This window comes from Couchioplanes caeruleus, from assembly GCF_003751945.1.
Taxonomy (GTDB): domain Bacteria; phylum Actinomycetota; class Actinomycetes; order Mycobacteriales; family Micromonosporaceae; genus Actinoplanes; species Actinoplanes caeruleus.
Genome location: NZ_RJKL01000001.1, coordinates 738689 through 764175 on the forward strand (window position 1 = coordinate 738689; position 25487 = coordinate 764175).

The 25487-nt window shown below is 71.9% G+C and carries 26 protein-coding genes and 1 pseudogene; 13 read left to right on the forward strand and 14 right to left on the reverse strand.

Features of this window, described 5'->3' with window-relative positions; genetic code table 11:
* Positions 1 to 26 precede the first annotated feature (26 nt).
* The gene (locus tag EDD30_RS03505; RefSeq protein ID WP_084556170.1) at positions 27 to 539 is read right to left on the reverse strand and encodes a DUF3995 domain-containing protein; all 513 of its coding nucleotides are present in this window, start codon (positions 537 to 539) and stop codon (positions 27 to 29) included.
* Positions 540 to 700: 161 nt separating this feature from the next.
* Between EDD30_RS03505 and EDD30_RS03510 the strand changes: the two are divergent.
* A pseudogene (locus tag EDD30_RS03510) lies at positions 701 to 897 on the forward strand (IS3-like element ISAar45 family transposase); the annotation flags it as partial.
* A gap of 164 nt (positions 898 to 1061) precedes the next feature.
* Here EDD30_RS03510 and EDD30_RS03515 read toward each other — a convergent pair.
* From EDD30_RS03515 to EDD30_RS03545, 7 genes are all read right to left on the reverse strand, one after another.
* A complete protein-coding gene (locus EDD30_RS03515) occupies positions 1062 to 1874 on the reverse strand; it encodes an arylamine N-acetyltransferase family protein (RefSeq protein WP_071803694.1) in 813 nt (270 codons plus the stop codon).
* A 33-nt stretch (positions 1875 to 1907) separates the two neighbouring features.
* Positions 1908 to 2465 carry a DUF4262 domain-containing protein gene (locus tag EDD30_RS41925; RefSeq protein ID WP_084556169.1) on the reverse strand — a complete coding sequence of 186 codons (558 nt, stop codon included), beginning with the start codon at positions 2463 to 2465 and terminating at the stop codon, positions 1908 to 1910.
* Positions 2377 to 2589 (reverse strand): hypothetical protein, encoded by a 213-nt coding sequence (locus EDD30_RS03525; protein WP_071803692.1) that lies wholly within the window; start codon positions 2587 to 2589, stop codon positions 2377 to 2379. The genes EDD30_RS41925 and EDD30_RS03525 overlap by 89 nt, the downstream gene beginning before the upstream one ends.
* Before the next feature lie 874 nt (positions 2590 to 3463).
* Positions 3464 to 3958: an SLATT domain-containing protein gene (locus EDD30_RS03530; RefSeq protein WP_071803691.1), complete on the reverse strand. Its 495-nt coding sequence runs from the start codon at positions 3956 to 3958 to the stop codon at positions 3464 to 3466.
* A gap of 416 nt (positions 3959 to 4374) precedes the next feature.
* Positions 4375 to 5526, reverse strand: a complete 1152-nt coding sequence (locus tag EDD30_RS03535; RefSeq protein WP_244945097.1) for a serine hydrolase domain-containing protein — start codon at positions 5524 to 5526, stop codon at positions 4375 to 4377.
* Between the two features lie 401 nt (positions 5527 to 5927).
* On the reverse strand, positions 5928 to 6986 hold the full coding sequence (locus tag EDD30_RS03540; RefSeq protein ID WP_071803688.1) for an LLM class F420-dependent oxidoreductase: 1059 nt from the start codon (positions 6984 to 6986) through the stop codon (positions 5928 to 5930).
* Positions 6987 to 6989: 3 nt separating this feature from the next.
* The gene (locus EDD30_RS03545) at positions 6990 to 8081 is read right to left on the reverse strand and encodes a Zn-dependent alcohol dehydrogenase (RefSeq protein WP_071803687.1); all 1092 of its coding nucleotides are present in this window, start codon (positions 8079 to 8081) and stop codon (positions 6990 to 6992) included.
* 101 nt (positions 8082 to 8182) lie between these two features.
* Between EDD30_RS03545 and EDD30_RS03550 the strand changes: the two genes are divergently transcribed.
* The 4 genes from EDD30_RS03550 to EDD30_RS03565 all read left to right on the forward strand — a co-directional run bounded on the left by EDD30_RS03550 (position 8183) and on the right by EDD30_RS03565 (position 11151).
* The gene (locus EDD30_RS03550) at positions 8183 to 8791 is read left to right on the forward strand and encodes a TetR/AcrR family transcriptional regulator (RefSeq protein WP_071803686.1); all 609 of its coding nucleotides are present in this window, start codon (positions 8183 to 8185) and stop codon (positions 8789 to 8791) included.
* 77 nt (positions 8792 to 8868) lie between these two features.
* Positions 8869 to 9630: a glucose 1-dehydrogenase gene (locus EDD30_RS03555; RefSeq protein ID WP_071803685.1), complete on the forward strand. Its 762-nt coding sequence runs from the start codon at positions 8869 to 8871 to the stop codon at positions 9628 to 9630.
* A gap of 89 nt (positions 9631 to 9719) precedes the next feature.
* A complete protein-coding gene (locus EDD30_RS03560; RefSeq protein WP_071803684.1) occupies positions 9720 to 10640 on the forward strand; it encodes an SDR family NAD(P)-dependent oxidoreductase in 921 nt (306 codons plus the stop codon).
* A gap of 40 nt (positions 10641 to 10680) precedes the next feature.
* Positions 10681 to 11151 (forward strand): pyridoxamine 5'-phosphate oxidase family protein, encoded by a 471-nt coding sequence (locus tag EDD30_RS03565; protein WP_071803683.1) that lies wholly within the window; start codon positions 10681 to 10683, stop codon positions 11149 to 11151.
* On the opposite strand, the gene EDD30_RS03570 is transcribed toward EDD30_RS03565, so the two are convergent.
* Together EDD30_RS03570 and EDD30_RS03575 are read right to left on the reverse strand one after the other, a co-directional pair.
* Positions 11144 to 12652, reverse strand: a complete 1509-nt coding sequence (locus EDD30_RS03570; protein ID WP_071803682.1) for an aldehyde dehydrogenase family protein — start codon at positions 12650 to 12652, stop codon at positions 11144 to 11146. The genes EDD30_RS03565 and EDD30_RS03570 overlap by 8 nt on opposite strands.
* 34 nt (positions 12653 to 12686) lie before the next feature.
* Complete coding sequence (locus EDD30_RS03575) at positions 12687 to 13460, reverse strand: SDR family oxidoreductase (RefSeq protein WP_071803681.1); 774 nt, start codon at positions 13458 to 13460, stop codon at positions 12687 to 12689.
* 46 nt (positions 13461 to 13506) lie between these two features.
* On the opposite strand from EDD30_RS03575, the gene EDD30_RS03580 reads away from it, so the two are divergent.
* From EDD30_RS03580 to EDD30_RS03595, 4 genes are read left to right on the forward strand one after another with little or no spacing between them, the layout of a single operon-like run.
* A complete protein-coding gene (locus tag EDD30_RS03580; protein ID WP_071803680.1) occupies positions 13507 to 14244 on the forward strand; it encodes an enoyl-CoA hydratase family protein in 738 nt (245 codons plus the stop codon).
* Positions 14245 to 14259: 15 nt separating this feature from the next.
* Positions 14260 to 15093 (forward strand): CoA transferase subunit A, encoded by an 834-nt coding sequence (locus EDD30_RS03585; RefSeq protein ID WP_071803704.1) that lies wholly within the window; start codon positions 14260 to 14262, stop codon positions 15091 to 15093.
* Complete coding sequence (locus tag EDD30_RS03590) at positions 15090 to 15818, forward strand: CoA-transferase subunit beta (protein ID WP_071803679.1); 729 nt, start codon at positions 15090 to 15092, stop codon at positions 15816 to 15818. Before EDD30_RS03585 ends, EDD30_RS03590 begins: the two co-directional genes overlap by 4 nt.
* Positions 15815 to 16864: an NAD(P)H-dependent flavin oxidoreductase gene (locus tag EDD30_RS03595; protein WP_071803678.1), complete on the forward strand. Its 1050-nt coding sequence runs from the start codon at positions 15815 to 15817 to the stop codon at positions 16862 to 16864. Before EDD30_RS03590 ends, EDD30_RS03595 begins: the two co-directional genes overlap by 4 nt.
* Here EDD30_RS03595 and EDD30_RS03600 read toward each other — a convergent pair.
* The gene (locus EDD30_RS03600; protein WP_244945098.1) at positions 16848 to 17978 is read right to left on the reverse strand and encodes an acetyl-CoA C-acetyltransferase; all 1131 of its coding nucleotides are present in this window, start codon (positions 17976 to 17978) and stop codon (positions 16848 to 16850) included. The genes EDD30_RS03595 and EDD30_RS03600 overlap by 17 nt on opposite strands.
* Positions 17979 to 18044: 66 nt before the next feature.
* On the opposite strand from EDD30_RS03600, the gene EDD30_RS03605 reads away from it, so the two are divergent.
* Genes EDD30_RS03605 through EDD30_RS03615 form a run of 3 tightly spaced genes read left to right on the forward strand, consistent with a single transcriptional unit; the run spans position 18045 to position 21137 of the window.
* Positions 18045 to 19223, forward strand: coding sequence for an acyl-CoA dehydrogenase family protein (locus EDD30_RS03605; protein ID WP_071803676.1), 1179 nt, complete (start codon positions 18045 to 18047; stop codon positions 19221 to 19223).
* A gap of 10 nt (positions 19224 to 19233) precedes the next feature.
* Complete coding sequence (locus tag EDD30_RS03610; protein WP_071803675.1) at positions 19234 to 20268, forward strand: acyl-CoA dehydrogenase family protein; 1035 nt, start codon at positions 19234 to 19236, stop codon at positions 20266 to 20268.
* The gene (locus tag EDD30_RS03615) at positions 20265 to 21137 is read left to right on the forward strand and encodes a TIGR03619 family F420-dependent LLM class oxidoreductase (RefSeq protein WP_071803674.1); all 873 of its coding nucleotides are present in this window, start codon (positions 20265 to 20267) and stop codon (positions 21135 to 21137) included. Before EDD30_RS03610 ends, EDD30_RS03615 begins: the two co-directional genes overlap by 4 nt.
* On the opposite strand, the gene EDD30_RS03620 is transcribed toward EDD30_RS03615, so the two are convergent.
* From EDD30_RS03620 to EDD30_RS03630, 3 genes are all read right to left on the reverse strand, one after another.
* Entirely contained in the window at positions 21118 to 22296 is a 1179-nt protein-coding gene (locus EDD30_RS03620) for a sulfotransferase family protein (RefSeq protein ID WP_071803673.1), read from the reverse strand. The genes EDD30_RS03615 and EDD30_RS03620 overlap by 20 nt on opposite strands.
* A gap of 15 nt (positions 22297 to 22311) precedes the next feature.
* Positions 22312 to 23082 carry an SDR family oxidoreductase gene (locus EDD30_RS03625; protein WP_394328217.1) on the reverse strand — a complete coding sequence of 257 codons (771 nt, stop codon included), beginning with the start codon at positions 23080 to 23082 and terminating at the stop codon, positions 22312 to 22314.
* A 61-nt stretch (positions 23083 to 23143) separates the two neighbouring features.
* Positions 23144 to 24301: a hypothetical protein gene (locus tag EDD30_RS03630; RefSeq protein WP_071803672.1), complete on the reverse strand. Its 1158-nt coding sequence runs from the start codon at positions 24299 to 24301 to the stop codon at positions 23144 to 23146.
* Between the two features lie 89 nt (positions 24302 to 24390).
* Here EDD30_RS03630 and EDD30_RS03635 point away from each other — a divergent pair, with 89 nt between their 5' ends.
* A complete protein-coding gene (locus EDD30_RS03635; protein WP_244945099.1) occupies positions 24391 to 25443 on the forward strand; it encodes an alcohol dehydrogenase catalytic domain-containing protein in 1053 nt (350 codons plus the stop codon).
* The last annotated feature ends 44 nt before the right edge of the window (positions 25444 to 25487 follow it).

A 25487-nucleotide genomic window follows, 5' to 3' on the forward strand; every position in this document is an offset into this window, starting at 1 on the left:
TGCGCCGATGGAAGCACTCAGTCAACTCATGCCGTCGTACGATCCGACACCGTCTCGGCCGTCTCTTTGGCCTTGTGGCCGTAACTGGCCACCAGGAAGGTGATCCCACCAACCGCGAACCAGGGATTCCACAGGACGAGGGTCCAGAACCTGTGCGCCGGGCCCACAGTGTCGTCCAGAGTCGGCCCCACGAGCAGGAGAATCTCCACAGAGGCGGCGCGTACTAGGAGGATCAGGCCCGCAAACCAGCCAGCGCTTCTGGCCAGCACCCTCGCGAAGCCGCGGAGTCGGCTTCGCGTGAGTTCACGCCCCACGATCGCTCCCGCCACGCACAGCATGCCGATGCCCCAGAGGCCTCCAGCGACGAACCATGCCGGACGCTCGGCCGCGAGCTCAGGGCCGGCGGATACCGCCAGTCCTAGATTGCCGCCGAGTGCCCAGTAGAAGTGCAGCACGGCGAAGGCGCCGGCCCAGACAGTTGCCGCCCAGGCGCAACGTCGGTACCAGACAGCTCGCGCTACAACGCTGGGAAGGCTCATCAGCAGAGGCTACAAGGAACGATCCCGGAGCAGACATCCGCTCATTCTGAACTGACCCTCTTATAGCAACATGGGAACGGCGGTCGGGCCCAAATCGACCAGGCCTTCGCCGCCGCCCGCGTCCACCGGGAGGTCACCTTCGAGGTGACCACCGTCGACATCGTATGAAATCGAGGCTGGCCGTCAACGCCCTGCACAACGCCGTAGCCCGACGCGGTTACGTGGCGGGCTGCGTGCTGCACACCGACCGCGGGGCGCAATTTCGCAGCCGGAAAATCTTCGCGCCCTCCACCAGCACCACCTGATCGGATCAATGGGCAGAGTCGGTGCCGCCGGCGACAATGCCGCCATGGAATCCGCGGCTCTCACGCAAGGAGCTGCCTTCACGCCTCATTGGCTTGGCCGCTTACCTGGCTCGGTACCGGGGTGAGTCCCGGTTGCACACCGGCTCGGACCTGAAGATCTTCCTGAGCTGGTGCAGCGGGCGGCCTTCACGTTCGTGGGCGGAGGATAGCGGGCCGATTATGCGGCGCTCGTTCTTGCCTCTCTCCGGTCGCCCGGCGCGACGGCCGGCGGGGCGGCGAGGTCGATGCCGAAATGCTCCCGGTACGCCACCAGCGCGTCGTCGTCGCCCGCCAGATCGTGCTCGGCGCGGCCGCCGACGCCGGTGACCGTCAGGCGACGCCCACTGAGGGAGACCCGCCCGTCGGCCGTCAGCCGGGAGCAGACGGGGCCGCGGCGGAAGTGCGAGTCCGGGCTCGTCGCGTGCCACCAGCAGGCGGGGACGAAGTCGGCCAGGGTGCGTTCGCGCCGCTCCACGCGGTACTGCGCCGTGCCGTTCAGGAGCACGTCGACGTCGCCGTGGTCGCGCTCCACGAGCGTGAACTGGCCGCCCGGGTCGTGCTGCTCCGCCCGCTCGGCGAAGTGCAGCGGGTACACGCTGTGCCGGCCGAACCCGACATCGACCAGCCAGGGGCCGCTGCCGTCGACGGGCCGGGCCACCAGCGCCAGATGGTCGAAGGGCGGCGTTAGCTGGTCGCCGTCGAACACCCGGGCCGCCACGCGGGTGACGCGGCAGCCCAGCGCCTCCAGCAGCAGCGCGAACGCGCCGTTGAGCTCGTAACAGAAGCCGCCGCGGTGCCGGCGTACCAGCTTGTCGACCAGCGCGTCGGGGTCCAGGGAGACCGCCTCGCCCAGGTGGATGCTCAGGTTCTCGAACGGGACCGCCGTGAGGTGCGCCCGGTGCAGGCGGCGCAGCGCGGCGGCGTCCACGACCGCCGGGGGCTCGCCGCCGATCCGGTCCAGGTACGCCGCCACTGCATTCCTATCGATCATGCAGTCAGCCTGCGAGTTGAACCCTGGTTGAGGTCAAGTCCGTCTGCTGTGCCGCCGCCCTGCGCGAGCCGTCATGGCTGCGAGGCGGAATGCCTCGCCGATCTGGTGGCGACTGGTGTCAACTTCCCGTGGTCGCACGCACGCGTCGACCGCCGAGAGGGATTCGAGGAGGTGCTGCCGCTCTTCGCTGAAGAATGTGCCTGCTCGACCGTATCGATGACGACATCCAGGACTGGCAGGACGCATACGAGGCAGTCCGAAGCGTCGTGACACTGCGGTACGCGCAGGGTAGCGACGTTCCGGCGTCCCTTCTCCACATCGATGACGATGAGGCTGCCCGTCGCTCAGCCGCTCGCCGTCCCGGAGCAGATCACCTACGACGTTGACGATGCTCATCGCGGTCTCGGCCGGCAGCCCGAACACACACACCTCAGGACTGCGTAGGGTGTGCCAGATTCCGATGGAGTACGCCCAGTCCGGCGTCGACCAGCCCGAGATTCCGTTAACGTTCCAACCGACCCGGTCCGACGTGATTTGGAGAAGCGCGAGCGTGGCGCCTTGCGTCGGGGGCCGCCACCGCGCCGAGCTCAGGGTCGTCCAGCACCGCCGCGAGTTCGTCGGCGGCCAGCCGGGACGCGGTCAGGGACGCCGCCACCGCGCGCAGCGCCGCCGACCGAGCCTCGGACGGCTTCTCGCTGAGCAAAGTGGTCAGCATCGGCGTCAACCGGCCGGGCGCGGCGCGCCACTTGCGCTGATCACGGCGTGTGACGGCCTGCGCTGCTCGGCGAGCACGGAGCCAGATCAGTGCGTGGGATCAGGATCCGGGCGGCTCGATCAATAACCAGTCCGATACCCGTCTGCATTGATCGCCTTCGCAACGGGACCCGCAACTGCCGCCTTTCAGATCGCCGACCGAGCCCGGCGCCCTTGCCAAGCCAGTGTTCCTGCGTGATCATGACGGAATGCGTATCGACAGGAGCCATGCCGCGTAAGCCGCCAGCGAGTTTGCGACAGGAACTCCTCCCATACACCTGGTATCCGTCAGTACAGCGCCGCATCCCAGGCCTGTCCAGCGCGGGTGAGAGTGCCATCGCAACGTTGGAACGAGACCGGTTCGATCCTGGCGAGATCGGATCGGCCTACTGGCTTTGGCGTCGGACGGCTACGGGGCCGCTCTCCGAGTGGGAACAGGCCGTAGCAGCGGACGGTTGCGACACCTTCGCCGACGATTTCCGTTGCCCCTGCTGCGACGCCACCGACCGAGGGCGTTCGACACTTCACCAAGCCATCGTGATGTTGCCCTCTCGTGCCGCTAGGGAGCTACGTCGTCAAGTCGGACTGATCGACGGCTCCATATGGGGGAAAGCGCGGCAGGCGGGAGCAACCTATCGCCTTCTCGAATGGTCGAGATACAGGGGATTTGAATGGCATTGTTGACCACTGGCTGTACGAATCGCCACCGCACTCAATTCAGCAAAGTCGCACACCCGACCTCAACCGGTGTCACGGACCGTCACCACGGCCAAGCCGGCAACCGCGATCGGGGCAGATGTGCGTTGGCGTGAAGCCTCCGGTCGCGTTCAGGCGTATTACTGCGCCGCAGCGGAGGACTGCCGGAATTCTTGCCAGCGTTTGCCAAGCTGATCCCATATATTTTGGTACTCGTCAAACATCGATTTGATCTTTGCGGGATCGACTTGACTCGGTTCAGTGGAGGCAATGTAGTAGGTAAGCTCATCGCGCAACCGATAGAATTGATACTGAGTCTCCTCCATCAAAACCCATCTGGACCGCCACGCAAAGAACGGTTCGAGCGTGTTGACCACTGTCACCACGGCAACGAGGGAAAACCCGAGGCCGGCCCAGAAATCCAGATCTTGCAAACCAAGAATGATGGTAGAGGCCACGAGCAACGCCAGGGTCGTGAGGCGGACAACGGCTGAGCTTCGCCGAAAGCGCCTCTTACGGGTCCGCGCGTACGTATTGGCTCGCTCAATTCGCGACAGCAGGTCCTGTGCCAACTCGATGGGTGCAAGCCCGGGCGCGGGGACGGCCGACTGGATGGGTGAGCCCTTGTCATTCATGCGGCGGATGGTAGCCGCTCGCAGCGACGCCTATCGAGAGAAGTCGACTATGGACCGCTGTGGATCGTGGGGTCCGGCATGGTCTTCGTGCAGGGCGGCCCGGATCGCAAGCTCACCGTGTACGGCGCCCGCGACGGGGCGGTGCGCTGGACGAGCGACAAGCCGAGCGAGGCGCCGTGGATGGAGGTGGAGTCCGGGGTGCTGCTCGTGCCCGCCTCGGTGGAGACGAGAGCGGAGAACGACGGCCACGGCGACCTCCGGCCTGCCCGAGTCGGACGCGGCGACGGCCGGTCCACCCCGGCAGCGGACAGTGACCTCGAAGCATCTCAAGGCCGGCAGGCTGTCAGGGTGGCTGATCGAGCCGCCGGCGCCGCGGAGGGCCCGCACCTCACTCAGAGCGCGGCCTGCCGCCGCCCTCAGCCGAATGCGGCACCGATGATCTGCTCGACGCGACCGGGCAGTTTGCCGCCCATGTGCAAGGTGTTCACCGAGTAGACGAGCCGGCGGCTCAGGTCGCGCGTGGCACCCATCCCGCTCGTGTAGCCGGGCCGGTCGCCCGTCTTCCCCCACAGCGTCAGCGAGCCCACCTGGAATTTGCCGAGCCCCATACCGTACGCCGCGGGCGGGTTGTTGTTCGGATCCTTGTCGCCGTCGTAGGTGGTGGTGTTCGGCGGAACGGTGAACATGAGCTCGAGCTGTGCGGGTGGCAGGAGCCCTCCGCCGAACAGCACCACCATGAAGCGATCCAGGTCCTCCGCGGTCGACACGATCCCCGCGGCCGACCACTGCAGCGACGGGTTGGCCGCCGTGACATCCACCCAGCCGTCGTCGGTGGCCTCGTATCCGTGTGCGTGCGGACCGGCGATCCGAGCATTGTCCGTGGGCGTACTCGTGCCGCGCAGGCGCAGCGGGCGAATGATTCGGTCGTGGATCTCCTTCTCCCAACTGTTCCCGGTGACGTTCTGGATCAGCAGGCCGGCCATCCAGTAGTCGGCATTGCCGTACCGCTGGTATTTTCCCGGATCGAACGCGAGCGGGACCGTCAGATCGAGCTGGCTACCGTCCGCCCAGTGGTCGTAGCGGTGCTCGAAGAACCAATCCGGCGTCTTGTGCGGCACCCCCACGCCGTTGAGCCCGCTCGTGTACGTCAACACCTGCCGCACGGTGATCGGCGGATAATCGGCCGGTAGCAATCCCGGCTGATAGTGCTGCACCGTACGCTCCAGGTCGAGACGTCCCTCAGCGACGAGCTGGAGAGCGACCACCGCGGTGAAGGCCTTGGTCATCGAGCCGATCCTGAACCGCCCGTTCTGCGGCACGCCCGCCCCGGTGCGCACGTCGCCCACGCCGGCGGTGCCCTGCCAGCATCCCGCGCTGCCACGGATCTGCACCAGCGCGCCGCTCGCTTCCGCATCCGGCAAGCGGCCTGTCTCGGCGGACGCATCTCCGATCGCCGCCTTGAGCTTGCTTTCGGACAACAAGGGCAATGTCGTCGGCGCGGAGGGCGGGAGAGGGCATTCTTGTGGTTCGGCAGCCGCCGCCGACGGTACGCCGACAGCACCGGCCACGATTGCCGTCGCGGCGACAACAGCGAAGATACGAGTACGTTTACGCATATCCGCACTCTGCCCGTCCTCACTGGACGATCACTCCGGCGGATTCCCTCCCCTGACCCTGGTTTTGCATCCGGCACAACCCTGATGCCGCTCGCCGAGCGTGACGACGGCTTCTCAAGCCGCTACCGGCAGGCCGCCCGTCGGTCATGCCCTCCGTCGTCAGCCCCACCCGAAGCGCCCGAGCGGGGCATCGACCAGTTGGTCGGCGAAGGCGGTGAGCGTGCCGGCACCTTGCCAGACGTCGTCCGGGCCATACGCGAAGTGCTCCGCGGCCGGCTTCCCCCGCCTCGCGGTGATGTGACGGTGGCTCTGCGGCGCTCTCCTCGGTGATGTACACATCGCAGACGAGATAGTTAGCTCGTCGGGAGCTGCGACATGAGGTGGCGGAGTTCGGCGACGTCCTTGACGCGCTCGGCGCGGGTGGCCGCCAGTGGTGACGCCAGCAGCGTGGTGACTCCGGCCGCGGCGAACTCGGTCAGCCGGTCCCGGATCTCGTCGGCCGGGCCGACCAGCGAGGTTTCCCGGACGAGATCGTCCGGGACCGCCGCCACAGCCTCGGCCCGGCGGCCGCCGAGGAAGAGATCCTGGATGCGCGAAGCCTCGCGCGCATAGCCGTAGCGGCGGACCAGGTCGTTGGAGAAGTTCCGGCCGCGGGCGCCCATCCCGCCGATGTAGAGCGCGAGCTGCGCGCGGTGGCGGTCGAGCAGCGCCGGGTCGGGTTCGGCCACGGCGAACGGGACGGGGACCATCACGTCGAGCGGGCCGAGGTCGGGCCGGCGTCGGGCCAGGCCCTCGGCGAGTGGCTCGGCGAAGACCCGCGACGCGATGCGGGGGGCGAGGAAGAGCGCCTGCCAGCCCTCGGCGATCTCGGCGGCCAGGGCGACGTTGCGCGGGCCCATCGCCGCCAGCAGGATCGGGATGCGGTCCCGCACCGGCCGGTTGATCAGCTTGAGCGGCTTTCCCAGGCCGGTCCCCCGTTCCACCGGCAGCGGGATCTGATACTTCTCCCCCTCGAAGACCAGCGTCTCGCGGCGCCAGACGCGCCGGCAGATCTCGACCACTTCCCGGGTACGGGCGAGCGGCGCGTCGTAGGGCACCCCGTGGAAGCCCTCGATCACCTGCGGGCCGGAGGCGCCCAGCCCCAGCGAGAAGCGGCCGCCCGAGACGTAGTCGAGCCCCGCCGCGGTCATCGCGGTGAGCGCCGGGGTCCGGGTGTAGAGCTGCATGACTCCGGATGCGAGCGTCATCCGCCGGGTCCGGGCCGCGAGGTAGCCGAGCTGGCTGACCGCGTCGAAACTGTACGCCTCCGGCACGACGACCATCTCGGCGCCGGCCGCCTCGTGCTCGACGACCTCCTCGACGGCGGCGGCGAAGCCCTCGCCGCTGTATCCGAGCTGGATTCCCAGGCGCATGTGTCAGAGGTCCGTGTCGTGGACGATCACCTGGCGGATCACGTCGCCGCGGCCGAGTGAACCCAGGGCGTCGTCGAGTTGGTCGAGCGGCAGCCGGTGGCTGATCATGCCCTCGATGTCGAGCCGGCCGGAGCGCCAGAGGGCGAGCAGGCGGTCGAAGTCGCGCGGCGGGTCGGCGGAGCCGTACAGCGAAGGGATGATCCGCTTGCCCTCGAAGAGCAGCTCGAAGGGGCTGAACTCGACCCGGTGTTCGGCGCTTCCGGCGCCGACCACGACGACGGTGCCGCCGCGGCGCGCCGCGGTCCACGCGGTGCGCAGCGTCGGCGGCACGGCCACGACGTCGAACGCGTAGTCGAAGCCCTCGCCGCCGGTGAGCTCGACGGACAGGTCGCCGAGCTCGTCGGGGGTGACCGCGTGGGTCGCGCCGAACCGCCGGGCCACGTCGTGCTTGGCCGGCACGGTGTCCACCGCCACGATGAGAGCCGCACCGGCGAGCCGGGCTCCCTGGATCGCGGCGATGCCCACCCCGCCGCAACCGATGATCACCACCGTGTCGCCGGGCCGGACGGCGGCGGTGTTGACGACCGCGCCCACACCGGTCATGACACCGCAGCCGACCAGGGCGGCCACCTCGTACGGAACATCCGCGGCGATCTTCACGGCGCCCGGGCGGGGCACCACGATCTCACTCGCGAAGGCACCGCAGCCGGCCATCGCGAACACCGGGGTGTCGCCGGCCATGAAGCGCGGTGCGGCATAGCCGGCCATCACGTGGGTGACGCACAGGTGGGGTTCGCCGCGGCGGCAGGAGGAACAGGTGCCGCAGGACGGCAGCCAGTTGACGGTCACCCGGTCGCCGGGGACGAGGCCCTCGACACCGTCGCCGGTCTCGACCACGTCGCCGGCCGCCTCGTGCCCGAGCACCGCCGGGACCGGTTGGGGCAGCGTCCCGCCGCGGGCGGACAGGTCGGAGTGGCAGACGCCGGCCGCCCGCACCCGGATCCGCACTTCGCCGGGGCCGGGCCCGAGCACGGTCACGTCGTCGCGGATGTCGAACTTCTCGGCACCGATCGTGTGGAGCACAGCAGCCCGCATCGCGCCTCCCCTAAAATTAGAACGCGTTCTACGCTAACGGGCGACACCCGAGGCGAGCAAGCGATTGGGCAACCGGGCCCGACGGTCGCCATAATGCCCGGGTGACGACCTCCAGGAAGGCCGCGCTGCCCTCGGAGCGCCGCGCGCATCTGATCCAGCTCGCCGGCGATCTCTTCGCCGAGAAGGGATACCGGGCCACCACGGTCCGCGAGATCGCCGACGCGGCCGGCATCCTCTCCGGCAGCCTCTACCACCACTTCGACTCCAAGGAGTCGATCGGTGACGAGATCCTGAGCGCGTTCCTCGACGACGTGCTCACCGGCTACCGCGCGGCGGTGGCCGACACCGACGACGCGCGCGCCGCGATCGAGCGGATCGTCCGCTCCAGCGCCGAGACCCTCCACCGGCACCGGGCCGCCCTCGCCATGCTGGAGAACGACTGGAGCTACTTCAGCGGCCAGCCGCGGTTCGCATACCTGCGCAAGGCGATGAAGGAGATCGAGAAGACCTGGGTGCAGCAGCTCGAACGGGGCAAGGAGACCGGGCAGTTCCGCGCCGATCTGGACGCCCGGCTGACCTACCGGCTGCTGCGCGACATCCTCTGGATTCCCACCTTCTGGCGGCAGGGACGGGGCACCGGCTGGAGCTCCGGCCAGATCGCCGACGGCCTCCTGCGCCTGCTCTTCGACGGCATCACCACCCGCCCCTGAATCGACCGAGGCCGATCACGGCGCGTCCTGTTACCCTACCCAAGCAAGCGTTTGGTTGCGGCTGCCAGGGAGGCCCGATGGGGCGGCTGGACGGCAAGGTGGCACTCATCACCGGCGGCGCCCGTGGCATGGGCAAGTCCCATGCGCGGCACTTCGCCGCCGAGGGCGCGCGGGTGGTGATCGGCGACGTGCTCGACGATCGCGGTCAGGCCGTCGCCGACGGACTCGGCGCGCAGACGTGCCGGTTCGTGCATCACGACGTGACGAGCGAGGCCGGCTGGGCCACCGCCGTGGCCACCACGCTGGACGCCTTCGGGCGGCTCGACGTGCTCGTGAACAACGCCGGCATCTTCCGGCACGCGCCGATCGGCGAGATGGCGCCGGACGAGTTCCGCCGGGTGATCGACGTCAACCTGGTCGGCTGCTGGCTGGGCATCCACCACGTCGTGGCACCGATGACCGCGTCCGGTGGCGGGTCGATCGTCAACGTCTCGTCGATCGAGGGCCTGGTCGGGGCGGCGGGACTGTCGGCGTACAGCGCCAGCAAGTTCGGCGTCCGGGGGATCACCAAGTCGGCGGCGCAGGAGCTCGGGCCGCTCGGCATCCGGGTCAACTCGGTGCATCCGGGCGGGGTGCTGACCGCGATGGCGGTCGCCGCGGGCGAGAGCATGACCGGGGTCGAGCCGGACGCGTTCCTCAAGTCGCTGCCGATCGCCCGGTTCGCCGAGCCGATCGAGATCTCGCGGCTGGTCGCCTTCCTCGCCTCGGACGAGTCCTCCTACAGCACGGGTGCCGAGTTCGTCGCGGACGGCGGCCTCCTCAGCGGACCCGGTTACTGACGCAATCGACGACGGACGACCGACGACGTGGACCGGAACGCCAACGCAATCGACGACGGACGACCGACGACGTGGACCGGAGTACAGACATGAACGAAGAACTGCCACTGTCCGGCCGCGTCGCGGCGGTGACCGGCGCGGCCAACGGCCTCGGCGCGACCGAGGCCGCCGCCCTCGCCGCCGCCGGCGCCCGGCTGGTCCTCAACGACCTGCCCGGCGCGGCCCTGGACGGCGTGGCCGACAAGATCCGGGCGTCCGGCGGCGAGGCGGTGCTCTGCCCCGGCGACGTCGCCGAGTGGTCGACCGGCCAGGAGCTCGTACGCCGGGCCGTGGAGTCGTACGGCGGCCTCGACATCCTGGTCAACAACGCCGGCGTGCTGCGCGACCGCATGGTCTTCTCGATGTCCGAGCAGGAGTGGGACGCGGTGATCCGGGTGCATCTGCGCGGGCACTTCGTCACCACCCGGTTCGCGACGGCGTACTGGCGGGACCGCAGCAAGACGACCGGCGCCCCGGTGTACGCCCGGATCGTCAACACGTCGTCCGAGGCGTTCCTGCTCGGCTCGGCCGGCCAGCCCAACTATGCGGCGGCCAAGGGCGGCATCGTCGCGCTGACCGTGTCCACCGCGCGTGGCTGCGCCCGGTACGGCGTACGCGCCAATGCGATCTGCCCCCGCGCCCGCACCGCGATGACCGGCGACCTGATGGGCCCGGCACCGCAGGGACCGGACCCGATGGCCCCGGAGCGGGTCGCGCCGCTGGTGACGGTCCTCGCCGGGCCGGCCGGGGCGCGGATCACCGGCGAGGTGTTCGTGGTGCACAGCGACGTGGTGGCGGTGCTCGGGCCGCCCACCGTCCGGGCGGCGTTCCATGCCGCGGACGGGCAGTGGTCGGCGGCCGCGCTGGACGCCGCGCTGGCGCCGCTGTTCTCCGGCTATCCGCCGCAGCCGGGCTTCGTCTGCGAGGAGACGCTGCCGCTGGCCCCCGCAACGTTCGGGGAGGAAGCGTGAAGTTGCGACCGCCGGCCCCGGGCACCTCGGGCGGGGAATCGTGAACCAGCGCACCGCGGTGCACATGCCGGCCGGCGAGGTGGCGGCCCTGCTGGCCGCCGGGCGCAAGCTGCAGGTGGCCACCATCAACCCGGACGGCACGCCGCATCTGGTCACCATGTTCTACGGGCTGCGGGGCGGGCGAATCGCCTTCTGGACCTACCGCGACTCGCAGAAGGCCCGCAACCTGGCCCGCGACCCCCGCCTGACCTGCCTGGTCGAGGACGGCGAGGACTACTTCGAGCTGCGCGGCGTCCAGGTGAGCGGTGTAGTGCGGCAGATCGACGACCTGGCCGGGGTGACGGAGATCGGCAAGCTGGTCGCGTCGCGGATGCCCGGCGGGCCGGGTGGCCCACCGGGCGAAACCGCGGTCATCGAGGAGTACGTGGAGCGGGCGGCCGGAAAGCGCGTGGCCTATCTGGTCGAGCCTCGCCGGACGGTGAGCTGGGACCACCGGCGGCTGCTCACATGAGCTCGTCGGTGGTGGGCAGCAGCACGGTCTTCACCTCGGTGTAGGCCTCGATGGAGCCCCGGCCGCCCTCCCTGCCGAGCCCGGACCGGCCGAACCCGCCGAAGGCCACGTGCGGCTCGAGCTGGTAGCCGTTGATCCCCACCGTGCCGGCCCGGACCGCGCGGGTCATTCGCCAGGCCCGCTTGACGTCGCCGGTCCACACCGTGGCGGACAGACCGTAGGACGTGTCGTTGGCGAGCCGGACGGCCTCGTCCTCGTCGGCGAACGGCACCACGGCCAGCACCGGGCCGAAGATCTCCTCCCGCGCGATGGTGGCGTCGTTGCTGACGTCGGCGAAGACCGCGGGGTTCACGAAGTTGCCGGCGGCCAGCTCGCCGTCGGGCCGGTCCCCGCCGCAGACCAGCCGGGCGCCCTCCTGCTGCCCGCGCTCGATGTAGCCGAGGACGCGGTGCAGGTGGCGCTCGTTGATCATCGGCGCCGCGGTGGTGCCCGGGTCGAAGGGGTCGCCGTAGGTGACCAGGCCCGCCATCCCCTCGGCGATCGCCAGGAACTCGTCGTAGACGTCGCGGTGGACCAGGGCCCGGCTCTGCGCCACGCACGCCTGACCGGAGAGGCCCAGCGTGACCGTGCCCATGGTGACCGTCGCGGCCGCGTACACCTCGGCGTCGGGGAAGACGATCGACGGGCTCTTGCCGCCGAGCTCTAGGCTGACCCGCTTGGTGCCCTCCGCCGCGGCGGCCATCACCCGGCGGCCCACGGTCCGGCTGCCGGTGAAGGTGATCTTGTCGATGAGCGGGTGGTTGATCAGCGCGTCGCCGGTCGTCTCGCCCGGGCCCGTCACCACGTTCAGCACGCCCGGAGGGAGGCCGGCCTCCTCGATCAGCCGGGAGAGCCGCAGCAGGGCGAACGTCGCGAACTCCGACGGCTTGAGCACCACCGTGCAGCCGGCCGCCAGCGCCGGCGCCAGCTTCTGCGCGGCCAGCAGCAGCGGCGCGTTCCACGGCACCACGGCGGCCACCACGCCGACCGGTTCGCGCAGGGTCAGCACGGCGTGCTCACCGCCCTGATAGGCCGGAAGCGTCTCGCCACCCAGCTTGTCGACCCAGCCCGCGTGGTGGTCGAAGACGTCGGCCACGCACTCGGTCGACATCGCGTATGCCTGGCCGAAGGTGAGCGGCATGCCGTTGTCGAGCGCCAGCAGGGTGTCCAGCTCGCCGGCGTGTGAGCGGATCAGCTCGGCGATGCGGTGCAGCACCCGGATCCGCTCCTTGGCGCGGGAGCGGGGCCACGGTCCCTCGTCGAACGCGCGGCGGGCGCTGCGCACGGCGGCGTCGACATCGGCGGCGGCGGCCACCGCGAACTCGCCGACCTGCTCCCCCGTCGCCGGGTGCGCATGGGTCCACGTACGACCGTCGGCGGCCGGGCGCCACGCGTCCCCGATGAGCAGCTCGCCGGCGGTCAGGCCGACCTCGTCCCGCCTCGACTTGATCGAGAGAACCATGAGACACCTCCGGCAGAAGGGATTGAAACACGTTCTACTTCTGCGGAGGGTACGCCGCGGCCCGCGGGTCTGCCAGATACCCGGGCCATTCGCCGCCGCCGTGCACGGCCAGCGCGGAGCCGCTCACATAGCCGGCCAGCGGCGAGGCGAGCAGCAGGCAGGCGCCGGCGACCTCGGCGGGCGTCGCGGCGCGGCCCAGCGGCACGGTGCGCGCCACCGCCTCCGGGTCCACCAGCGGCCCCGCCGCGGTGTCGACCGGACCGACGACCAGGGTGTTCACCCGCACCTTCGGGGCCCACTCCATGGCCAGGCTCGTCGCGAGATGGTGCAGCCCGGCCTTGGCCGCGCCGTACGCGGCGGCGCCGGGCGACGGGCGCGCCCCGCTCACGCTGCCCACCATGAGGATGAGCCCGCCGCCGGACTGTTCCCGCATGACGGGGCAGGCCGCCTGCGAGACGTGCAACGGCGCGAGCAGGTTGAGCTCGAGGATCTTCGCGTGCAGCCGGGGCGAGGCGGAGTCCGCCGGGGCGGGCGGCGCTCCCCCGGCGTTGTTCACCAGCACGTCGACGCCGCCGAACCGCTTGACCGCCGCGGCGATGAGCGCGGCGGCCTGCTCCGAGTCACGAACGTCGGCCCGCACGAACTCGGCCGTCCCCTCGCCCGACCGCGGCAGCTCGGTGGGTTCGTGGCGCCCGCAGACCAGCACCCGGGCGCCGGCGGCCAGGAAGGCGGTGGCGATCGCGGCCCCGATGCCCCGCGTCCCACCGGTGACGACCACGCAACGACCGGCGAGGTCCAGGGGGTCCATCCGTCGATCGTAGACCACCAAGCAAGCGCTAGGTTACGCTGCGGCCGTGGGCGTACACCTGCACTCCGGAACCGTCACCGAGGTGGTCTTCGACTTCCCGCCGGTCAACGCGCTGCCGGCGGCCGGCTGGACGGAGCTCGCCGAGGCCCTCGCCACGGCCGGCGCCGAGCCGGACACCCGCGTGGTGGTCCTGGCGGCCGAGGGCCGCGGCTTCTGCGCCGGCGTGGACATCAAAGAGATGCAACGCTCCCCGGGGCATGAGGCGCTGCTGGCCGCCAACCGGGGCTGCGCCGCGGCGTTCGCCGCGGTGTACGAGTGCCCGGTCCCGGTGATCGCCGCGGTGCAGGGCTTCTGCCTCGGCGGCGGCGTCGGCCTGGTGGGCAACGCCGACCTGATCGTGGCGGCCGATGACGCCGTCATCGGCCTGCCCGAGGTGGACCGGGGCGCGCTCGGCGCGGCCACCCACCTGTCCCGGCTGGTGCCGCCCCAGCTCATGCGGACGATGGTCTACACGTGCCGCACGGTGTCCGCCCACGATCTGCACCGGTACGGCACGGTGCTCTCGGTGGTGCCCGCCGCCGAGCTGCGCAAGGCGGCCCGCGAGGTGGCCGAGGAGATCGCGGCCAAGGACCCGGTGGTGATCCGACGGGCCAAGGAGGCCCTCAACGGCATCGATCCGGTCGACGTCAAGCGGTCGTACCGGTTCGAGCAGGGCTTCACCTTCGAGCTGAACCTGAGCGGCGCCGGCGACCGCGCCCGGCAGCGCTTCGTCGAGGGGCGGTGAGGCGTGGGCACGCAGATGTCCGTCGCGGACGTGGTCGGTGAACTGCGGTCCGGGATGACGATCGGGATCGGCGGCTGGGGTTCCCGGCGCAAGCCGATGGCGCTGATCCGCGCGATCGCCCGGTCCGGGCTGACCGGCCTGACCGTGGTGAGCTTCGGCGGGCCGGACGTCGGGCTGCTGATCGCGGCGGGCTGCGTACGCCGGGTGGTGACCGGCTTCGTCTCGCTGGACAGCATCCCGCTGGAGCCGCACTTCCGCCGGGCACGGCAGGAGGGCACGGTGACCCTGACCGAGCTGGACGAGGGAATGCTCTACTGGGGACTGCTGGCCGCCGCGAACCGGCTGCCGTTCCTGCCGATGCGGGCCGGGCTCGGCTCCGACGTGCCGCGGGTCGGCCCGGAGCTGCGGACCGTCCGTTCGCCGTACCCCGACGGCGAGGAGTTTCTCGCGGTGCCGGCGCTGCCGCTGGATGCCGCGCTGATCCACCTCAACCGGGCCGACGAGCGGGGCAACGGGCGCTATCTCGGCCCCGATCCCTACTTCGACGACTTGTTCTGCCTGGCCGCGCGGCGCCGCTACCTGTCCTGCGAGCGTGTGGTGGGCACGACCGAGCTGGTGGACGGCGGGCCGCCGCAGGGGCTGCTGGTCAACCGGATGATGGTGGACGGCGTGGTGGCCACCCCGAACGGCGCGCACTTCACGAGTTGCGTGCCCGACTACGGCCGCGACGAGGCGTTCCAGCGCGAGTACGCGGCCGCCGCGGCCAGCCCACCGGAGTGGGACCGGTTCCGCGAGACCTACCTGGACGGCGACGAGGCCGGCTACCAGAAGGCGGTGCGGGCACGATGAGCGCACCGACCCGCGCGGAGGTCTGCGTGGTCGCGTGCGCGGAGACCTGGCGCGGCGACGGCGCGATCCTCGCCGGCCCCATGGCGCTCATCCCCCGCCTCGGCGCCCGGCTGGCGCAGCTCACCTTCGCCCCGGACCTCGTGCTGAGCGACGGTGAGGCGGCCCTCGTGCACGGCGACGCGGTCGAGGGCTGGCTGCCGTACCGCGCGGTGTTCCAGGTGGTGGCCTCGGGCCGGCGGCACGCGATGATGGGGGCGAGCCAGCTCGACCGCCACGGCAACCAGAACATCTCCTGCATCGGCGACTGGTCCCGGCCGAGCCGTCAACTCCTCGGCGTTCGCGGCGCGCCCGGCAACACCGTCAACCACGTCGTCAGCTACTGGGTGCCGCGGCATTCCCCGCGGATCTTCGTGGAGCGGGTCGACATGGTGTGCGGCATCGGCTACGACCGGGCCGCGGAACTCGGCGCGCCGGCCAACCGGTTCCACGAGATCCGTACGGTGGTCACCGATCTCGCCGTCCTGGACTTCGCGACCCCGGACCGCCGCATGCGGCTGCGCTCGGTGCACCCCGGCGTCACCGCGGCCGAGGTCGCACGGGCCACGGGCTTCCCGCTCGCCGCGCCGGCCGACGTGCCGCAGACCCGGCCGCCCACCACGGAGGAGCTGGCGCTGATCCGGGACCGTCTGGACCCGGACGGGTTGCGGGAGAGGGAACTGCGATGAGGACCCGCCTCACCGAGCTGCTCGGCTGCCGGCACCCGATCGTGCAGACCGGCATGGGATTCGTGTCCACACCCGCGCTGGTGGCAGCCACCTCGGGCGCGGGCGGCTTCGGGATCATCGCCTCCGCCGCCATGAGCCTCGACGAGCTGCGCGACGCCGTCCGCGAGGTGCGGCGGCACACCGACGCGCCGTTCGGGGTGAACGTCCGCGCCGACATCCCGGACGCCGCGGACCGCATCGACCTGCTGGTCCGCGAGCGGGTACGGCTGGCCTCGTTCGCGCTCGCGCCGAGCCGCGAGCTGATCCGCCGCTGCGCCGACGGCGGCGTGCTCACGATGCCCTCGGTCGGCGCGCTGCGGCACGCCGAGAAGGTGAGCGGCTGGGGTGTGGACGCGGTCCTGGTGCAGGGCGGCGAGGGCGGCGGGCACACCGGGCCGGTGCCCACCACCCTGTTGCTGCCGCAGGTGGTCGACGCCGTCGGTGTGCCCGTGGTGGCGGCCGGCGGCTTCTTCGACGGCCGGGGGCTGGTGGCCGCGCTGGCGTACGGCGCCGCCGGCATCGCCATGGGCACGCGGTTTCTGCTCACCTCGGACAGCCCGGTCGGTGCGGCGGTCAAGCGCCACTACCTGGCCGCGTCGGTCACCGGCACGGTGGTCACCACCCGGGTCGACGGCGTGCCGCACCGGGTGTTGCGCACCCCGTTCGTCGAGGCGCTCGAACGCTCCGGGCGGGTCTACGGCCTGGCCCGGTCGCTGCGGCACGCGCGCGCGTTCCGGCGCGAGACCGGCCTGTCGTGGGCGGCGCTGCTGCGGACCGGTCGCGCCACCCGGCGGGACCGCGGATTGTCGTGGGCGCAGACGGTGATGGCGGCCAACACCCCGGCGCTGCTGCGGACGTCGATGGTGCAGGGCCGGCCCGAGTCCGGGGTGATGCCGGCCGGTCAGGTGGCCGGGCTCATCGACGACCTGCCGTCCTGCGCCGAGCTCATCGAGCGCATCATGAAGGAGGCGGACGACCGGCTCGCCGTGCTCAGCAGCGCTCGATGACGGTGACGTTCGCCTGTCCCCCGCCCTCGCACATGGTCAGCAGGCCGTAGCGCCCTCCGGTGCGCTCCAGCTCGTGCAGCAGGGAGGTGAGCAGCCGGGCGCCGGTGGCGCCGAGCGGATGCCCGAGCGCGATCGCGCCGCCGTTGACGTTGACGCGCTCCGGGTCGGCGCCGGTCTCCCGCAGCCAGGCGAGCACCACGGCGGCGAACGCCTCGTTGACCTCGCACAGGTCGATGTCCGCGATCGCCATGCCGGCGCGGCGCAGCGCATGGGCGGTCGCCTCGAACGGGGCGGTGAGCATCAGCACGGGATCGCCGCCGCGGGCGGAGATGTGGTGGATCCGGGCGCGGGGGTGCAGGCCGTGCGTGCGTACGGCGGCCTCGGAGGCGACGAGCAGCGCGGCGGCACCGTCGGCGAGCTGGCTCGACGTGGCCGCGGTGGTGGCGCCGTCCGGGCGCAGCGGTGCCAGCGCGGCCATCCGCGCGGCCGAGGTGTCCCGGCGCGGGCCCTCGTCGGTGCCGCACCCGCCCAGCGGCGCGATCTCGGCGGCGAACCGGCCCTCGTCGATCGCGCGGATCGCCCGCCGGTGGCTGGTCAGTGCGTACTCGTCGAGGTCGCCGCGGGTCAGGCCCCACTTCGCGGCGATCTCGTCGGCGCTGCGGAACTGCGAGATCTCCTGGTCGCCGTAGCGGGCGGCCCATCCGGCCGAACCCGCGTACGGCCCGTGCGGCGCCATGGCGCTGCCGATCGGCACCTGGCTCATGCTCTGCACGCCGCCGGCCACCACCAGGTCGGCGGTGCCGCTCAGGACCGCCTGCGCGGCGAAGTGGACCGCCTGCTGGGCGGAGCCGCACTGCCGGTCGACCGTCACGCCGGGCACGTGCTCGGGCAGGCCCGCGGCGAGCCAGCTCGTCCGGGCGATGTCGCCGGACTGCGGGCCGATCGTGTCCACGCAGCCGAGGACGACGTCGTCGACGGCGGCCGGATCGGCCCCCGTGCGCGTCAGCAGCGCGGAGATGACGTGCGCGCCGAGATCCGCCGGGTGGACCGCGGCCAGCCCGCCGCCGCGGCGGCCGACGGGGGTACGGACAGCACCGACCAGAAACGCCTCCACGGTTGACGCCCTCCGCCCCATCGTCTCTACTAGAACCTGTTCTAATCTAACGGATCGGGGCCACCCATGCACGTCGGATACACGCCGGCGCACGTGCAGCTGCGCCGGCAGCTTCGGGCATACTTCGCCGACCTGATGACGCCGTCGCTGCGCGAAGCACTGACCGACCAGGACGGCGAATACGGCGACGGCGACGCGTACCGGACGGTGGTGCGCCAGTTGGGCCGCGACGGCTGGCTGGCGCTCGGCTGGCCGGTGGAGCACGGCGGCGGCGGGCGGTCGCGGATGGAGCAGCTCGTCTTCGCCGACGAGGCCGCGATGGCCGGGGTGCCGGTGCCGTTCCTGACCCTCTTCACGGTCGGTCCGACGATCATGCGACACGGCACGCCCGAGCAGCGCGCCGAGCTGCTGCCGCGGATCGCCGCCGGCGAGGTCCACTTCTCGATCGGCTACTCGGAACCGGACGCCGGCACCGACCTCGCGGCGCTGCGCACCCGGGCGGTCCGCGACGGCGACCACTACGTCGTCACCGGCCAGAAGATGTGGACGAGCCTCATCCAGTACGCCGACTACGTCTGGCTCGCCTGCCGCACCGATCCGGAGGCGCCCCGCCACAAGGGTCTGTCGATCCTCATCGTGCCCACCGACGCGCCCGGCTTCTCCTGGACGCCGGTGCGCACCGTGGCCGGACCGACCACCAGCGCGACCTACTACGCCGACGTGCGGGTCCCGGCGACCGCGCTGGTGGGAGTGGAGAACCAGGGTTGGCGACTGATCACCGACCAGCTCAACCACGAGCGGGTGGCGCTCACCTCGGCCGCCCCGCTGCGCCGGGCGCTGCGCGAGGTCGCCGACTGGGCCGGCCAGACCCGGCTCGGCGACGGCCGGCGGGTGATCGACCAGGAGTGGGTGCGGCTGCATCTCGCCCGGGTGCACGCGCGGACCGAGGTGCTGAAGCTGTTCAACTGGCGCACGGCGTCCGACGGCGACGGCACGCTCGCCGCGGCCGGGGCCTCGGCCGGCAAGGTGTACGGCACCGAGCTGGCGGTCGAGGCGTACCGCCTGCTCATGGAGGTGCTCGGGCCGGCCGCCACGGTCCGGGCCGGCTCGCCCGGCGCGCTGCTGCACGGCCGGATCGAGCGCATGCACCGTGCGTCGCTGATCCTCACCTTCGGCGGCGGCACGAACGAGGTGCAGCGGGACATCATCGCGGCCGGGCCGCTCGGCCTGCCCGTGCGCCGATAGGGGTGCTGACGTGGACTTCTCATTGAGCGACGAGGCGCGGGAGCTGGCCGCCCTGACGCGGGACCTGGCGGCCTCCGGCCGTCCGCTGTGGCCGGCGCTGGCCGACGCCGGCGTGCTCGCCGCCGCCCTGCCCAAGCGGGCGGGCGGCGAGGGGTACGGGCTGCTGGAGCAGTGCGCCATCCTGATCGAGCTGGGTCGGGCCGCGGCCGCCGTGCCGTACCTGCCGTCGATCGTGGTGGCGGCCGGCACGCTGGCCCGGTTCGGCACCGAGGAGCAGGTGACCGAGTGGGCCGTTCCGGCGAGCCGGGGCGAGGTCGTGCTCACCGCCACGGCCGGCACGGTCCGCGCCGAGCGGGTCAAGCAGGGCTGGCGGCTGGACGGCACGATCCCGGCCGTCCCGGCCGCGATCGCCGCCAGCATGCTGCTGGTGCCGACGGAGGCGGGGATCTTCCTGGTCAGGCCGGACGACGACGGTGTCGCCGTGGAGGAACAGCACGTGGCCGGCGGCCCCGGCGCGGGCCTGCTGCGGTGCGACGGCACGGTCGTGCCCGGCGACCGGCTGCTCGCGGACCCGGCACCGAGGGCCTGGCTGGGCGCGTACGCGACGGTCGGCACGTGCGCGGCCCAGCTCGGCGTGGTGGAACGGGCCCTGGAGATGACCGCGGAGTACGCGCGTACCCGGGTCCAGTTCGAGCGGCCGATCGGGGCGTTTCAGGCCGTCGCGCAGCGGCTGGCCGACGCCTACATCGACGTCGAGGCGCTACGGGTCGCGCTCTGGCAGGCCGCCTGGCGGCTGTCCGAGCATCCGGGCGCCGCCGCCGAGGTGGCCACGGCGGGCTTCTGGGCCGCCGAGGCGGGGCATCGGGTGGCGCACACCGCGGTGCACGTCCACGGCGGCGTCGGCATCGACGTCGAATACCCGCTGCACCGGTACTTCCTCGCCGCGAAGTACCACGAGTTCCTGCTGGGCGGTGCCACGGCGCAGTTGCTGGCCCTCGGCGACACCCTGCGGTCGCCGGTCGAACGCGTGGGAGTTTTCGAATGAAGTTCACCCTCGGCATCGCGCTGAACCCACTGGACCAGCTCATCGAGCTCGCCCGGACCGCCGAGGAGTGCGGCTTCTCGGCGATCGCCCTGCCCGACTCCCTCTTCTACGGTGAGCACGCCGGCGCGGCCTATCCGTACACCTCGGACGGCCGGCGGTTCTGGACCGCCGACACGCCCTGGGCCGACCCGATGGTCACCGCCGGGGCGCTGGGCGCGGTCACCGAGCGGATCCGCTTCTATACCCAGGTGCTCAAGCTCGGGCCGCGCAATCCGGTGCTGCTGGCGCGCCAGGTGGGCTCGGTGGCGAACCTGACCGGCAACCGGTTCGGCCTCGGCGTCGGGCTCGGCTGGAATCCCGAGGAGTCGCTGTGGTGCGGCGCCCCGTTCACCGAGCGGGCGGGCCGGGCCGACGAGGCGATCGAGGTGCTGCGGCTCATCCTCGGCGGCGGCATGGTGGAGTACCACGGCAAGCACTTCGACTTCGGCCGGTTGCAGATGAGCCCCGCGCCGAGCGAGCCGGTCCCGATCTACGTGGGAGGCCACGCCGAGCCGGCGCTGCGCCGCGCGGCGCGCACCGGCGACGGCTGGACCTCGGCCATGATCCGCTTCGACGACCTGTCGGAGATCATCGCGCGCCTGTCGCGCCTGCGCACCGAGTACGGCCGGGACGGCGAGCCGTTCGAGATCCAGGCGGTATGCGTGGACGCTGCCGGGCTCGACGGCTTCCGCCGGCAGGCCGACATCGGGGTGACCGACGCGATCGTGATGCCCTGGATCGCGGAGGGGACCGGGTTCGACGCCCCGGTGGCCGCCAAGAAGGACGCTCTGCGCCGGTTCGCGGATCAGATCATCGGCCGGATGGGCTGACGCCGGGGTAGGTGGCCAGATAGTCACCGAACGCCTCGTCGACCTCGGCCGCGGTAAGCCCGAAGTCGGCGAGCTCGTACCGGTGCGCGGGGCGGGCGAGACCCGAGCGGCTCCGGGCGTGCAGGGCCAGCATCGCGGTCCGCGCCTGCGGGCTGAGCGGGCGGCCCAGCCGGTCGTAGATCGCCGCGACGATCCCGATCGGATCGGCCACGAAGTCGTCGTAGCCGACGTCGATGAAGTGCTCCGGGGCGTGCCGCTCCCGGTCGGCGAGGAACCGGCGTACGCCGCGCGACCAGAGCGCGAGCTGGCCGCGCCCGACCGTCTCGCCTCCGAACCGCTCGGACCAGCCGCGTGCGGCCCGGGCGTTGAGGCTGCACACCGACGCGATCGCGGTGCGCGGCGCCCGGTGGGTCTGGATCACCACGGCGTCGGGATAGGCGGCGAGCAGCGCGTCCAGGGCGAACAGGTGGCTGGGGTTCTTCAGCACCCAGCGGCGGTCCCGGTCCGGCAGGCCGATGAGCTGCAGATTCCGCCGGTGCCGGCGGTAGGCCGAAGTCCAGTCCTGCGTCGCCAGCCAGCCGGAGTAGGCCGGGATGTGCGCCAGGCACTCGAAGGACACCGACCTCATCGACTGGCACAGCAGCCGCCAGCATTCCTCGACCTGGTCGGCGGCGGTGTAGTGCATGCCCATGAACTCCGGGTCGGACTCGTGGTGCCGTCCGAACCCGGCCTGCAGCGCGGAATAGACGGGATGGGACTCCCAGTCCTGGCGGGGCGGCCGGGGCTGCGGTGCCTCGGCGAGCCAGAGCTCGAGGCCCTGGTGCGCCGGGTCGGCGGCGAGCAGGCGGTGCAGGGCCGTCGTACCGGTGCGCGGCAGGCCGGTCACGAAGATCGGCCGGGTCACGGCCACCGACGCGTGCTCCGGATGCTGCCGCCAGGCCGCCTCACTGAGCAGCCGCGACACCAGCGCCGTGCGCACCATCGCCCGGGTCGCCCTGCTGCCGGCCGGGGTGAAAGCACTCTCCGTCGCGTACGAGGCCAGCAGCACCCGCAGACCGTCGAGGTAGTCGTCGTCGCCGAAGTCGTCCAGGCCGGTGAGCCGGGTGGCCGAGGCGTGCAGGTCCTCGACCGTACCCACGTCGGTGCGGGTGGTGTGCATGCCGGTCCCCCTCGCTCAGTGGTGGAACTCTCCGCAGTTCACGTCGAGGCACTGGCCGGTGATGCCGCGGGCGAGGTCGGAGGCGAGGAAGAGGACGGCGTCGGCGATCTCGTCCGGCTCCGGCAGCCGGCGCAGGTCGGTGGTGGCCGCGGTCTCGTCGTAGATCTGCTGCGCCGGCACCCCCCGCTCGGCGGCCTGGTACTCGAACCAGGCCCGCAGGCTGTCCGCCCAGATCCAGCCGGGGGCCACCGAGTTCACCCGTACGCCGTGCGGGCCGAGCTCGCCGGCCAGGTTCTGCGCGACGGCGAGCAACCCCACCTTGGAGAGCTTGTACGGGCCGAACGGGCGCCGGGAGTGCCGCAGCACCGCGGAGTTGACCATCACCACCGAGCCGCCGGCCGCCACCAGGGCCGGGGTGAGCAGCCGGGTCAGCCGCAGCGCGGCGAGCACGTTGGTCTCGAAGCCGGCCCGCAGGTCGTCGAGGTCCACCCGGCCCAGGCTGCGCATCGGCGGCATCACGAACGCGTTGTTCACCAGCGCGTCCACCCGGCCGAACTCGGCCAGCGCGGCGTCGGCCAGCCGCTGGGCGGCCGCGTCGTCGGTGAGATCGGTGGGCACGACCAGCGCCCGGCGGCCCGCGGCGGTCACCTTCCCGGCCACCTCGGCCAGGTAGGACTCCGTGCGGGCGGCGAGGACCACGTCGGCGCCGGACTGCGCGGCCCGGACGGCAACGGCCTGACCCAGCCCCGGCCCGACCCCGGCGACCAGCACGACTCTGTCCGCCATCAACACCGGTTCCACCCCCACGACTTCCACCCCCACGACCGGAACGCCGGCAGCATCGCGCTCACCCCAGCATCCGGAACGCCACCGCGGCCTGCCGGGCGGCGATCCGCTCCCGGTAGGCGGCCGGATCGATCGGCTCGTGGTACGGCAGCGCCTTGGGCAGGTCCTCCACGGCGACGACCTCCGTCTGCGGCCCGTCCTCGGCGGTCAACGCGCGCGACAGCCGCTGCCAGCGCAGTTGGATGTAGCCGCGGCGGTGGCCGGTGCACTCCAGCCAGTTCGCCACGCCCGGGTCACGCTCGCTGATGACGTACCGGATCATGCCGTCCGGATCGACGCGCGCCTGGGACACGGTGAGGCTCGTCTGATGGTTGATGTAGTCCAGCGAGACGTACCACATGCTGCCCAACTGGATGCCCTGGTACGGCGCGTCGGAGGCGGGAACGGTGACCACCATCGCCCGGTCGTCGCCGAGGTCGTAGTGGCCCACCGACGAATACTGGGTGGCCAGACCGCCGGGCGTCGGGCGGGGCGGGGTCAGGGTGTTCACCGGTAGTCCAAGGTAGAACCGCTCGGCGAAGGCGAGGAAAGTGCGCAACCGGCTCAGCAGGATCTTGCCGGCCACCGCATACCGCTTACCGAGGGTGGCGTGGGTGGGCGGCGGCGGGGCCTGGCCGATCCGGTCGGCGCGGTGGATGCGGATCGTGCCGGGCTCCTCGCCGGCCCAGTCGCTGAACACCTCGCGCACGACGAGCATGGCCGACCCGGGGGCGAGCGGGAACGCGTCGGCGCCCGAGACGCCGGGACCGAACCGGAGCCGGAAGGCACCGTCGGGGTCGAGGCGGATGTCCCGGTCGTCGAAGGCGGCGAGACTGCCCGGGACCTCGAGCGGCGTGTAGTCACCGTCGAGGATCTGGAAGCTCAGGTCGCTCGTCCCTCCCCGGCGCCCGGTGACCACGTACTCCGCGTCGGCGCGCAGCCAGGCGTGGAAGTACAGGGTGTCGGGGTTGTCCAGCCCGAGCTTCGTGTAGGGCCCGGTGGACCGGACGAAGTACGGAAAGTCGCGGTCGTAGGCCCACGCCATCTGCAGCGACGCCCGGATGCTGCCCGCGAGGTAGTCGTACCCCTCGACCAGGTCCTGGTCGCTCTGGACGTGCGGGGCCCCGACGATGATCTTTTCCGCGTCGTGGATCGCTTCCGTGAACCGCTGGGTAAGCACGGCTCATGCTAGAACGCGTTCTATTCTGTGGTCAACGTACGGTGGAGTGTCCGCTTGACCGTACGAAGAACGTGTTTCAGTCTTGGCACGTGGACGAGACGATGCGGGCGTACCGGATGATCGAGTGGGACCGCGCGCCGAGGGCGGTCGAGGTGCCGGTGCCGGCACCGGGCGCCGGGCAGGTGCTGGTGCGGGTGGCCGGTTGCGGGCTGTGCCGGTCCGACCTGACGATGCGGCGGATGCCGCGGGCGGGCGGCGAGCGGCTGGGCTGGACGATGCCGTTCACCCTGGGCCACGAGACGGCCGGATGGGTCGCCGCACTCGGCGCCGGCGTCGGCGGCCTCGCCGAGGGTGACCCGGTCGCGCTGGCCGCCTCGGCTTCCTGCGGCACCTGCTGGTTCTGCGTCCGGGGACTGGACAACGGCTGCCCGCACGGGCTCGCCGGCCGCGGATACGGACGCGACGGCGGCCTCGCGGACTACGTCCTGGTGAGCGGCCGCCGCGGCCTGCTGCCGCTGGGCGGCCTCGACCCGGCACACGCCGGCCCGCTCACCGACGCGGGAGCCACGGCCTACCACGCGGTCCGGCGGGCGCTGCCCCGCATCACCGCCGGCGGCACCGTGGCGGTGCTGGGCGCGGGCGGGCTGGGCCTGTTCGCGGTGCAGTTCCTGCGGGTGCTGACCGCGGCCCGGGTGGTGGCCGTGGATCCCGGCAGCGACCGGCGCGCCCTCGCGGAGGAGGCCGGGGCCGTGCCGCTGGACGGCGTGGACGCCTCGACGGCCGGACGCCTGCGGCAGCTCACCGGGCGCACCGGCGCGGACGCGGTGCTCGACTTCGTCGGCACCGACGAGACCATCGCCGCGGGCGTCGCGGCGGTCCGGGCCGGCGGGGCGTACGGGCTCGTGGGATCGGCGGGCGGCCGGCTCACGAAGCCCTGGTTCGGCACGCTGCCGCGCGACGGCGAGGTCTACACCTTCCAGGGCGCCACGATCGCGGACGCGAGTGAGGTGATCTCCCTGGCCGGTGCCGGTCTGATCCACAACCGGGTCGAGGAGTTCGCGTTCGACGCACTCGACGAGGCGTACGCCCGGCTCGCGGCCGGGACCCTCGACGGTCGCGCCGTGATCGTTTTTGATCGTTAGCACTCATCTTCGGTCCGGAGTGGAGCCCTTACCGAACGCGAACA